The sequence below is a fragment of the Propionibacterium acidifaciens DSM 21887 genome (assembly GCF_000426605.1).
Classification (GTDB): domain Bacteria; phylum Actinomycetota; class Actinomycetes; order Propionibacteriales; family Propionibacteriaceae; genus Propionibacterium; species Propionibacterium acidifaciens.
This window is the reverse complement of sequence record NZ_AUFR01000050.1, coordinates 1-11,057: the sequence shown is the minus strand read 5'-3', so window position 1 is coordinate 11,057 and position 11,057 is coordinate 1. Positions and strand designations below refer to the sequence as shown.

Below are 11,057 nucleotides of genomic sequence, written 5' to 3'. Positions count from 1 at the left end.
GTTGGATCAGGGCCGGAAGGCCCACACCGCAAGACTGAGGCCCGCCCCGAGCACGAGGCCTGGACCCGCCGCATGCAGCCCCCGAAAGGACAACGCACCAGACCGTCCGTGGACCGGCAGAAGACGTCCCAGTCCTTCCCCGACGCCCTCCCCGACCAGCAGAACAGTCACGCCGTACCCGACCGAGCAGAACCAGAACACCTGGCAGACGACCCTCGCACCGGACCCGCTCCAACAAGAAACCGAGGCCGGCAAGACCGCGGTCGTCCCGGACAACGCCCGCTTCCACCATGCGAAAGCGTTGACCGGCCTCCACGAGCCCGGCCGGCTGCTGGAGCGCATCACCCCTGTTTTCCTGCCGCCGTACGCGCCCGACCACAACCCCGCCGAGCACGTCCGGAACGCGGCCAAGAACAACATCGCCACCATCCAGCGCGAGACCCCCGAAGAAACCTTCGAAACATTCGCCTCATACATCGCCAGCCGAACATTCGACTACGACTTCGAGCACCTCCCACCCCGCGAAACCAGAAACGATCCTGCTCCATGACGGCCATAGACCGTTTTCGGCTGAGCCGGTAGACTGGTGGTGAGATGAAAGAGAGGCAGACCATGGCTGAGGTGACAGCGACTCGCGTGCGGTTCCGCGACGTCAAGCCCTATGACGTGCCCGCGTCGCTCAACGAGCTGCGCGGGCCCTGTGACGGGCCCATCGACCTGCCTCACTCTGTGCGCTGGCAGACTGATCGGCTCGGTGTGGACGTGTCAAACCTGGGCTGGCGTCGTATGGCCTACCAGGCGCTGCTCGCCGAGGGGACTGCTGACGAGCAGGGCCGCTTGATGAACCGGGATCGGCTCATCGAGACGTGGCCGATCCTGAACATGGACCCGCACGTGCGCGTCTTGTGGGAGGGACGGTTCCCCCGGCTTCGGGTGGCTGTGTGAGCGGTGGCCAGGAGGAGCAGCGGCACATCACGCGCCTAGCCCTAGAGGCCGCCGGCGACGAGGCCGGCTTCGCCTTGGCCGGCTGTTGACCTCCCCGACCGAGCGCCTGCGGAGGGGCCTCGGGTCCTCCCCGAGGCGCCCCGGGTCTTCTCCGGGGCGAGCAGTACGGCGCTCCCCGAACGGGGGCCTGCTCGTCCGGCAGCGCTCAGAATGGTCGGCATGGGGTTTTCTCGGATCGATGACGAGCAGTACCGGCTCCTGCGGTTCTGGTGGATGGTGGAGTTGTTCAACCCGCAGCGGGTCCCGGCGCTGACGGGTCGCCCCGCGCACCCGGACGACCGCCGAGTCATCAGATGGGCGCCCGGGGATCCCCCTCCCTGGAAGAGACTGCCGCCGCCCAAGCCGCGCAACGGCATGGCACGGGTCTGGCAGCACACGGTGTACCTGGGCGTCTACGATCTGGAGGCCACCTATGAGTGGTTGCACCGGATGTTCGGCGCGGACAAGGACGCGTACGACGAGCGGGGCGGTGGGCGCAGTGCGTGCGCAGGGCTGCTGGTCGACGAGGACGGACGGTCCGTCCCGGACTCGTCGGTGCTGTCCTCGGCACTGTGGGCGGTCGCCCGCATCAAGGACCCCGGCCCTTGGAGCCCCTCGTGGGCAGACGGTTTCCCACAGGCCCAGGTGGCCTTCGCCGAGGCCGTGGCGAAGTACGAGGACGAGCGCTTCGGACAGGGCCGCGAGGCGCCCGCCCACGACACGGGATCGATCCGCGACCTGCTCCGGATCGCGCAGCGGGCCGCGGGCATCAGCGGCATCGCCGATCTGTCCACCGACGAGGTCGTCGTCCAGTCCATCGTCGTACCCCGGCACCGCGTGGAAGAGGCCCCGGACATCGACTTCCTCAACAGTTTCTACCTGGACGACCTGACAGCCGTCCGCGATCACGCCTCTGAGATCCGTACCGGCAGCGCGCTGGCCTCGTACCTCACCGGCGATCACCGGCTGGACACGAGGCGCCGGATCGACGTCCGGGCGAATCCCGCAGTCGTCGATGACGGCGTGTCGCTCGACCGGCTCCCCCTGGGACGATGGCCCTCCAACCCGGACCACGGGCTGGCGCTGAGCCAGCAGTTCGCCGTCAACCATGCGCTGAACGACCTCTCCCCCTCGCGCGGGCTCATGGGGGTGAACGGCCCGCCCGGGACGGGGAAGACCACGATGCTGCGGGACATCCTCGCCGGTAACGTGGTCGAACGGGCCAGGCGCCTGGCATCGCTGCCGAACCCCATGGATGCATTCGTCGGCGCCCCGTACTGCTGGAAGACCGGGTCCGGGTATCCGCGCAGGGTCCCACGGCTCCGACCGGAACTGACCGGGTTCGAGATGATCGTCGCATCGGCCAACAACGCGGCGGTCGAGAACGTGACCGTCGAGATACCGGCGCAGGACGCCATCGACCGGCACTGGTGGGCGCGGGCGGACTACTTCGGGGACATCGCCTCGGCGGTGCTTCGGGAGACAGCGGGGCGGGGGACGGCGGACGACGGCAGGACCGGGGACCAGCGGGCGTGGGGGATGATCGCGGCCAGACTGGGGAAGAAGCGCAACAGGAGCGAGTTCCGCTCATCCTTCTGGTTCGACAAGGGGACGTGGGGCGGCGGGGAGTCCCCCGCCGACGGCGCCGAGATCCCGCGCATGCAGTCCAGGCTCACGCAGTGGCGCGACGGGGTCGTCCCCCACAAGGGATGGAGCCAGGCCCTCAAGGATTTCATGCTGGCGGAGAAGCGGGTGACGACCCTGATCGACGCCCGGCGCCGGGCCCACCGGCATCTCGTCGACCTGCAGGAGGCGAGGAGCAGCGAGCACGCACTGGTGGACACGGTTCAGCGGGCCCGCATCGAGCTGCGGGCCGCCGAGCAGAACGTGAGCGATCACCGGGTGCTCGAGGAGCAGGCGCAGGAGCGCCTGACGCAGATCGCCGCTCAGTACGACCGCCACATGGCCACCAGACCCGGCGTGCTGGAGACCATCTTCAGTCTTGGCCGCGCCACTCGTGCCTGGAGGGCCTCCCTCGATCCCCTCCTCGAGGAACTGAGCGACGCCGAACGACGGGGCCGGAGTCTGGCGGCGCAGGGTTCGCGGCTGCGCGACGGGGCCGCGGAACTCGCCGCCGGCCTCGGCTCCTTGGAGGGGGAGCTGTCCCGGACACGGGACAGATTGTCGAGGCTCCGCACCGAATGCGCGGAGGACAAGCGCCGATACGGCCCGGCCCATCCCGATGCGGAACAATCCGCCGAGCAGCGCGAGCTCCACGCCCCCTGGCTCGACGCAGAACTCGACACAGCCCGCTCGGAGTTGTTCCTCGCCGCACTCCAGCTTCACCAGGACTTCTTCGCCAACACCGCCCGCACCATGCTCGACGGGCTCCGCGCGGCATGCGAGGTCGTCGCGGGCGGGGCCCCGAAGAACCTGGAGCCCGAGAAGGTGCGGGCCGCATGGCAGCTCTTCTTCCTCGTCGTACCGCTGGTCTCCACGACCTTCGCCTCATGCGGGCGAATGCTCGGTGGGATCGGACCGGAGGCTCTCGGCTGGCTCCTCATCGACGAGGCCGGGCAGGCATCGCCGCAGTACGCCGTCGGCGCGATCTGGCGGGCCCGACGAGTCGTCGTCGTCGGCGATCCGCTCCAGCTCCGACCCGTGGTGACGATCCCGCAGAAGGCGCAGCACGACATCGCCGCGGCCCACGGGATCTCCTCGACATGGATCCCGCCCCTGGCCTCCGTCCAGACCCTCGCCGACAGGGTCTCCCCGTACGGCACACGACTGCGACAGGGGGAGGGGTCCGTGTGGATCAGTGCTCCGCTGAGGGTGCACCGTCGATGCGACGAACCCATGTTCACCCTGTGCAACGAGATCGCCTACGACGGCATCATGATCAACGGCGTGCACCGCGCACTCGACGACCCGGACCATCCGGATCCGTTCGACGCGCCCGACGGACCCAGGATCGCCCGGAGCTGCTGGGTGGATGAGCCGGCACCCACTCCGGGGAGCCACCTCCAGGAGAACCAGGTCGTTCGCCTCGAGAAGATTCTCGACCGTCTCATCGAGCACGGTGTCGAGGCCTCCGATGTCATCGCCATCGCACCCTTCCGGGATGTTGCGGACCGCCTGGCGGCGCTGACCTCTCGATATCACGGGCTGCGGGCCGGCACGATCCACACCGCTCAGGGACGCGAGGCGCCCGTCGTCGTCCTGGTCCTCGGCGGGGACCCGAAGCGCCCCGGCGCCAAGGCGTGGGCGTCATCCACCGTCAACCTGGTCAACGTCGCCGCCAGCCGCGCGCAACGTCGGCTCTACGTGATCGGCGATCGTGCCTCATGGGCCGGGTACAACTACTTCCATCAGCTCGACGGCGCTCTGACGCCGTGAGGCGGGCGAGCCCGCTCGCAGCCGGTCAGCGACCGGATCGCTGGTCCTCCGGCGCCCGGCGCGTCAGCCCCCGAGCGGGCGGGCCCCGCGACGGCGTCGGTCGCGCGGATGCGGGCGTCGTCGTGGTCCATGTCGAGGAGCACGTACCGGCCGTTGCCCATGCCCCGGCTCCTCGAGACGGCTGAGCTGGCGCAGGCCGTGCCGGGACTCGATGCGCTCGGCGAGGTCGTGGCGGTCGTCCTCGGCCATGGCGTGGACGAGGTCGATGCAGGCCTGGTCGACGGCGAGCATGTCGGTCGAGGCGAGGATGCCGATGTCCGGGGTGACGACGGGCTGGGCGCCCACGCCCTCGCAGTCGCACGAGACCGACATGCTCCGCATGACGTTGACGAAGGCGGCGTGCCGCCCGAAACGGTCGAGGACCGCCTTCGAGGACTCGGTCATGCGCTCCATGGACTCCTCCTCGCCGATGCCCCGTGGTCGTCCGTGCCGACCGGCGTGTGGATCCACGCCTTGCCGATGCGCCCGTCGGCGCATCCGATGCCGACGTTCTCGTCGGCCCCGCCGGAACCGCCCAGGGTGCGCCCCTTGAAGTGGGTCAGGGCGAGCAGCGAGTCGTAGTTGAGCAGGTCGGCGCCCACCGACATCTCGCGGAACCACGCGCCTCCGGTCACGGGCAGCAGGGCGGTGCCCCGCTCGCCGAGGATGTCGACCGGGGCGACGTCCCAGCCGTTGACCTTCAGCGCCCTGCGGTGCTGCTCGGCGGTGCCACGGCTGCCCTCGTAGCAGGTGTTCGTCTCGACGATGGTGGCGCCGGGCAGGTCGTCGGCGAGGGGTTCCCGCACCCATGCCGGCGGGATGATGTTCGGCCCGTGCCCCTCGCCGGTGCGGACCTTGCCGGTGATGTCCCCGGCCACTCGGGAACAGGCCTCGCGGAGGCCGGCGGCCGACAGCTCCCGCGTGAAGCAGACGATGGATTCGTTCCCGGTGCGCCGCTCGTAGGGCAGGTACTGGTCCCCGCCGATGCCGGGGGTCGGCCTTCCATCAAGCATGACGACTCCTCGATGGTGCGTCCCCGGGACGTCGACGGCTCGGGAGAGGGCGAGGGACAGGTCCTCGTCATTCAGGCTAGCGACGGGGTCCGGGCACGTCTTCGGGGGCCGGTAAAACGCCGGCCCCCGAAGACGCGGAACCCGTGACGGTCAGGAGAGGAGGACGCCCGGACGGCGGGACGGCCCTCCACCGACCTCGAGGGGTCATCCGGACCCGGGACGGGCTCGCTCGCTCGACTCAGTCATCGCCCTCGTCGCACGGGGCCTCGTTCTCGTCGCCGTCATCGTCCCCGTCGTGCTCGGCGAACTTGGACCCGTCGTCATCCCCGTCGTGCTCGGCGCACTGGGTCTCGTCGTCACCCTGGGACGCCTTCCCCTGATCCTTCGAGGGGGCCGGGGTCTCCTTGCTCGGGGCGGCCGGGGCGGGCGCACCGCCCTTGTCGCAGGGGCGCGAGACGACCGAGACGGTGAGGTTCAGCTCGGCCTCCAGACTGGTGATGCTCTTCTGCTCGACCTTCGCACCGGCCCCGTTGCAGGGGCAGTAGATGACCTGCCCGTCACCGACGTAGATCGCCACGACCTGAACGCTCGAGAAGAACTCCGAGGTGGTCTCGGTCCTGGAGAACTGGCCCTGCGAGAAGGACAGGACGTCGCCCACCTGCCAGCTCTGGGAGCCGGCCCACCAGGTGTCCTCGTGCTCGTAGAGCCAGAGGGACAGATCGGAGGCATGGTAGGACTCCAGGTTCGCGTTCCCGCTCAGTCGGGCGCCGCTGTCATTGCGAATGGAGTGGCTGCCCGCGTCGTAGTAGTCGCCCTCGAGGATCTTGCCGAGGAAGCAGTCGCGGTCGTTCTGGCTCAGGCCGGCGCCGGCGTCCTTGAAGCTCTTCGCGTGGTCGACCTCCTTCTGCGCGGTCTGGGTGTCGATCTGGACGCTGGGCCGGTCCTCGATCTGGAGCTGACCGCCTCCCTGGCCCGTGTCTCCACAACCGGCGGGACAGGCGCTGGCGGTGGCGGGGATGAGCAGTGCCGCCGCCGTGCACGCGAGGGCGGCGGGAATCGACTTCTTCATGATGTTGGCTCCTTCGAATTGCCGAATGAATCAGGTGCTCCATTGGGGTGGGGCACAGTGAGTCTTCCACGATTCCCGTTCCGATGGGAACCCTCCACCGGACGCTCCGCCGACGCTCCCGACAGCCCCGACCCCGACCCTCCAAGAAGTGCATTCTCCCTTGTGGAAGAGTCTTTTGATGCAGAGAACCCTGAACCAGACCGCTGAAGAACCCTGAATTCCGACGGTCCCGGACCGGCTCGCGCGCCCCGTCGGTGCCGGAGCCCCGGCAAGCGCCGCCACCGCTCGGGACGCCACCGCGTCCACCCGGCCGAGGGCCGGGGCCCGGGTGCGTTCTGGCGCGGCCGTGGGGGTGGCCGCATCCGCCCGGCCGAGGGCCGGAGCTTCACTGTGCGGAGACTGCTCGTCTTCTCGCACGGAGCGCACAGTGAACCGGTCCGGCGGCGCCGCAGGTGCCGGCCGGGACGGCCGACCGGTCGATCCTCCTCGACGCCGATGTCGGCGAGGCGCTCCGGGCGCTCAGGGGCGGGCCCTGCCGAACCGCCGGACGCGTCCGCCGCGGTGGTTGCTCGTCCTCCCGCACGGGGCGCACGGCGGACCGGGCCGGGGCCCGGGCACCCGCCTCAGCGACCGGCCCGGGCCCGCAGGACGGCCGTGAGCACCTGGTCGGCCACCTCGCGCTTGCTCGCCAGGGGCAACCGGGTCTGACCGTCGGGGGTGATGAGCGTCACGACGTTCGTGCCGACGCCGAAGCCGGCGCCGGGGGTCGACAGGTCATTGGCGACGATGAGGTCGATCCCCTTCTCGACCAGCTTGCGCCGCGAGTTCGTGACGAGGTCGGCGGTCTCCATCGAGAAGCCGCACAGGGTCTGCCCGTCGCGGCGGTGGGCGCCCAGCCAGGCCAGGATGTCGCGGGTGCGCTCCAACTCGAGCACGGCGGGGCCGTCGGTCTTCTTGATCTTCTGCTCGGCGACGCGGCGGGGCCGGTAGTCGGCCACGGCCGCGGCCATGATGACGACGTGGGCGTCGCACGAGGCGTCCTCGACGGCGTGGAACATCTGCTCGGCCGACTCGACCCGGACGACGGCGTCCATCGGCGGCGGGGGCTCGGCGGTGCTGCCCGCCACGAGCGTCACCCGGGCGCCGCGGTCACGGGCGGCCTGCGCGAGGGCGAAGCCCATCCGACCGGTGGAGTGGTTCGTGATGTAGCGCACCGGGTCGATGCGCTCGATCGTCGCGCCGGCGGTGACGAGGACCCGCAGGCCGGCGAGGTCCCCGGCGGGCTCGTCCCCGGGGCCGAGGTCCAGGCGCTCCAGCACCCGCGCGACGAGCACCGGCGCGTCGGGCATCCGTCCCGGCCCGACGTCGCCGCAGGCCAGTCGCCCGGAGTCGGGTGCGATGACCTCGTGGCCGAGCCCGGCCAGGCGGGCGAGGTTCGCCCGGACGGCCGGGTTGGCGATCATGCGGGTGTTCATGGCCGGGGCGACGAGCACGGGGCAGGTGCAGGCCAGCACCGTCGTCGTGAGAAGGTCGTCGGCCAGGCCGTTGGCGAGCCGGCCGATGACGTCGGCGCTCGCCGGGGCGACGAGCACGAGGTCGGCCGCCCTGGCCAACTCGATGTGCTCCATGGCGCGGCCCGGGCCCGACGGGATGACCTCGACCGGGCAGGGATGGCCGGTGAGGGCCTCCAGGACGAGCGGCGAGACGAAGGCGGTGGCCCGCGGCGTCATGACCGTCCGCACGTCGAGGCCCGCCCTCATGAGGGCCCCCGCCAGACCGGGCGCCTTGCAGGCGGCAATGCTCGCACTGATGCCGAGCAGCACCGTCGGCCGGCCCGTCGCTCCCCCGTCCTCGGTCATCGGCCCCTCCTCGGTCAGGACGGCTCCACCGTACCGGGGCGGGTCGGAGGGCCTCCCGCGGGGCGCACCGACCAGGCGGGACGACGGCACGACGATCCCAACGGACGAGGGGCATGCCCGGGACGATGCCGTGCGGGCGACGGGCGCGAACGGGCCCCGGCGAGCAGGGGCCGCCGCCGCGCCCGGTGCACGCGTCCCTGCCGCACCGCGTGCGCCGCACCGGCCGCCGTGGAGCGCGTGCCGGGCCTCAGCCCCGCCAGCCGCCCCGCTCGGCCCAGCTCGTGTCGTCGTGGCCGAGCACCCGCCAGGTGTCGTCCGCCCCGCGCAGCAGCCGACTCACGCCGCCGTTGTGGATCGGCGCCCGTAGCTCGGCGCCGAGACGGTCGAGGATGCAGGCGATCGTCACGCCGCTGCTCACCACGAGCACCGCGGGCGGGGCGCCGGGGACGGCCTCCGCGGCAGCGATGTCGTCGAGCGCCGACAGGGCCCGGTCGGCGGCCTGGCGCACGGTGTCGGACGGGTAATCGGTGTCGGGATTGGTGCGACTGAAGATGTCGTAGATGTCGATGAGGCTGTGGCCCGCCCCGAGCGCCTCCTCGGTCGAGGAGACGCCGAGCACCCGGTAGGCGGCCTCCCACATGAACCTGTTGGGCATGCCCTCCCAGGCGCCGAAGGACATCTCGCGCAGCCCGAAGAGGGAGACCGGCCGCAGCTCGGAGCCCATGCCCTCGAGCAGGGAGGTCATCGTCTCGTGGTGACGCAGCATGTCGCCGCTGTAGGCGGCCGCGAAGTCGACGCCCCCGGCGGCGAAGGCCCGTCCGATCGCCTCGGCGACGGCGAAGCCCTTGGGCGTCAGCGGCGTGCCGCACCAGCCCTGCACGCGGTCGAGTTTGTTGAACCACGTCTCGCCGTGGCGCACCAGGTAGACCTCGACGGGTCCGTCGGTCATACCGTCCTCCTTCGTCCGGGCGGCCCGAGAGCCGCGGTTCTGCTCGGTCCGGGCGGCCCCGGGCCGTCGTCAGGGCGTGGTGCCGGCCGGGGACGAGCCGCCCCGTCGGGCCCAGCTCAGGTCGTCGACGGTCTCGGCGGTCCAGCCGGAGGCGTCGTGGCGCAGCAGGCTCACCGAGCCGTTGCGGATGCGGGTGCGCGAGGCGAGCCCGAGCGAGGCGAGGACGCACACGATGGTGATCCCGCTCGTCACGACGAGGACGCGGGAACGCCCGCGCCGGGAGCCCTCCGCGGAGGCGATCTCCTCGAGGGCCCCGCCGGCGCGTTCCGCGACGACGGCCGTGCTCTCGGCCGGGTACTCGGGGTCGGGGTTGGAGGCGCTGATGCCGTCGTAGACGTCCGTGAGGGAGAGGCCCCTCGCGAAGACCTCCTCGTCGGTCGTCACCCCGAGGCCGGCCCAGCAGGCCCTCCACATGTCGGCGTTGGAGCCGCCCTCCCAGCCGCCGAAGGACATCTCGCGCAGCTCCCTGAGCTGGACGACCGGCAGCGACGAACCCATGCCGTCGAGGATGCCGCGGGCGGTCTCGTGATGGCGGGCCATGTCGCCGCTGTACGCCGCGTCGAGGACGACGCCGCCGGACGCCAAGCCGCGCCCGACCGCGGCGGCGAGCTCGTGCCCGGCGCCGGTCAGCGGGGAGTCGCACCAGCCCTGGGCGCGATCGCGCCTGTTGAACCACGTCTGACCATGACGCGCCAGGTAGACCTCGACGACGCCGACGGCTCCGCTCACGCTCGGTTCCCCCTCGCTCGGTCCCGGTTCCCCGGCCCGCCGTCCAACCGGCGGAGCCGCACCCCAACGATAGACGCGGGCGGGGAGGTTCCGGGACGCGCCCGCCGGCCCGCGCACCACGGGCCACGGAGCCCGGGGCTGCGAACTCCGGCGGCGGGCCGGAGGGGGAACTGGCTCCTCACGGTTCGGGCGTGGTACGGGCTGGCGCGTCAGTCCTGGTGCGAATGTTGAGGTCTTCCGAAGACGGGCGATTCCTGCACCGTCCGTCTGGAAGACCTCGACGCGCCTGGCACCACCTTCACGACCCCTGCTGATCCGGCACCGCCGGGTCAAGTCCCTTCCATGGCCGTCACGAAACAATGACCGTCATGGAGCAGGATCGTTTCTGGTTTCGCGGGGCGGGAAGGTGTTCGGAGTCGTGGTCGAGTGTTCGGCCGGTGATGTGTGGGGCGGACGCGCCGAGGGTTTCTTCGGGGGTCTCGCGCTGGATGGTGGCGGTGTCGTTCCTGGCCGCGTTCCGGACGTGCCCGGCCGGGTTGGTGGTCGGGCGCGTACGGCGACAGATGGATCGGCGTGATGCGCTCCAGCAGCCGGCCGGGCCCGTGGAGGCCGGTCAGGGCTTTCGCATGGTGGGGGCGGGCGTTGTCCGGGACGACCGCGATCTTGCCGGCCTCGGTTTCTCGTTGGAGCAGGTCCAGCGCGCCGATTGTCTGCCAGGTGTCCCGGTTCTGCTCGGTCGGGTGCGGCGCGACTGTTCTGCTGGTCGGGGGGAGGGCGTCGGAGAAGGACTGGGACGTCTTCTGCCGGTCCACGGACGGTCTGGTGCGCTGCCCTTTCGGGGGCTGCATGCGGCGGGTCCAGGCCTCGTGCTCCAAGCGGCCGGGCCAGGATGGTCTCGGGTTCCTGCTTCCGGACGCGGACGGGTTCCACCGCGTCCCGGTTCCCCGCATGCCCGGCCG

At 71.2% G+C, this 11,057-nt stretch carries 8 protein-coding genes and 1 pseudogene; 3 read left to right on the top strand and 6 right to left on the bottom strand.

Features of this window, described 5'->3' with window-relative positions; genetic code table 11:
- The 3 genes from K336_RS18045 to K336_RS0111855 all read left to right on the top strand — a co-directional run.
- Positions 1–550 (top strand): transposase (locus K336_RS18045; protein WP_211223508.1); only part of this gene is annotated, 550 nt, incomplete at its 5' end.
- 44 nt (positions 551–594) lie between these two features.
- On the top strand, positions 595–945 hold the full coding sequence (locus tag K336_RS0111865) for a hypothetical protein (RefSeq protein WP_021796245.1): 351 nt from the start codon (positions 595–597) through the stop codon (positions 943–945).
- A 219-nt stretch (positions 946–1,164) separates the two neighbouring features.
- Positions 1,165–4,380, top strand: a complete 3,216-nt coding sequence (locus K336_RS0111855; RefSeq protein WP_028707147.1) for a DEAD/DEAH box helicase — start codon at positions 1,165–1,167, stop codon at positions 4,378–4,380.
- 63 nt (positions 4,381–4,443) lie between these two features.
- Here the strand turns inward: K336_RS0111855 and K336_RS19800 are convergent.
- The 6 genes and pseudogenes from K336_RS19800 to K336_RS18740 form a co-directional block, all read right to left on the bottom strand.
- Positions 4,444–5,432 (bottom strand): annotated as a pseudogene (locus K336_RS19800) (DUF362 domain-containing protein).
- 238 nt (positions 5,433–5,670) lie between these two features.
- Positions 5,671–6,501 (bottom strand): hypothetical protein, encoded by an 831-nt coding sequence (locus K336_RS0111845; RefSeq protein ID WP_028707146.1) that lies wholly within the window; start codon positions 6,499–6,501, stop codon positions 5,671–5,673.
- 623 nt (positions 6,502–7,124) lie between these two features.
- A complete protein-coding gene (coaBC, locus tag K336_RS0111840; protein ID WP_028707145.1) occupies positions 7,125–8,360 on the bottom strand; it encodes a bifunctional phosphopantothenoylcysteine decarboxylase/phosphopantothenate--cysteine ligase CoaBC in 1,236 nt (411 codons plus the stop codon).
- Between the two features lie 247 nt (positions 8,361–8,607).
- Positions 8,608–9,309, bottom strand: coding sequence for a histidine phosphatase family protein (locus tag K336_RS17220; protein ID WP_021796238.1), 702 nt, complete (start codon positions 9,307–9,309; stop codon positions 8,608–8,610).
- Between the two features lie 69 nt (positions 9,310–9,378).
- Positions 9,379–10,098 carry a histidine phosphatase family protein gene (locus K336_RS17215; RefSeq protein WP_051245769.1) on the bottom strand — a complete coding sequence of 240 codons (720 nt, stop codon included), beginning with the start codon at positions 10,096–10,098 and terminating at the stop codon, positions 9,379–9,381.
- A gap of 329 nt (positions 10,099–10,427) precedes the next feature.
- Complete coding sequence (locus K336_RS18740; RefSeq protein ID WP_155945099.1) at positions 10,428–10,946, bottom strand: hypothetical protein; 519 nt, start codon at positions 10,944–10,946, stop codon at positions 10,428–10,430.
- Positions 10,947–11,057: the final 111 nt, after the last annotated feature.

Bases quoted from the DNA above. Each gene is read 5' to 3' on its own strand.
- K336_RS0111865 (WP_021796245.1), top strand. From the start codon at position 595: ATGAAAGAGAGGCAGACCATGGCTGAGGTGACAGCGACTCGCGTGCGG.
- K336_RS0111855 (WP_028707147.1), top strand. From the start codon at position 1,165: ATGGGGTTTTCTCGGATCGATGACGAGCAGTACCGGCTCCTGCGGTTC.
- K336_RS0111845 (WP_028707146.1), bottom strand. From the start codon at position 6,501: ATGAAGAAGTCGATTCCCGCCGCCCTCGCGTGCACGGCGGCGGCACTG.
- coaBC (WP_028707145.1), bottom strand. From the start codon at position 8,360: ATGACCGAGGACGGGGGAGCGACGGGCCGGCCGACGGTGCTGCTCGGC.
- K336_RS17220 (WP_021796238.1), bottom strand. From the start codon at position 9,309: ATGACCGACGGACCCGTCGAGGTCTACCTGGTGCGCCACGGCGAGACG.
- K336_RS18740 (WP_155945099.1), bottom strand. From the start codon at position 10,946: ATGCAGCCCCCGAAAGGGCAGCGCACCAGACCGTCCGTGGACCGGCAG.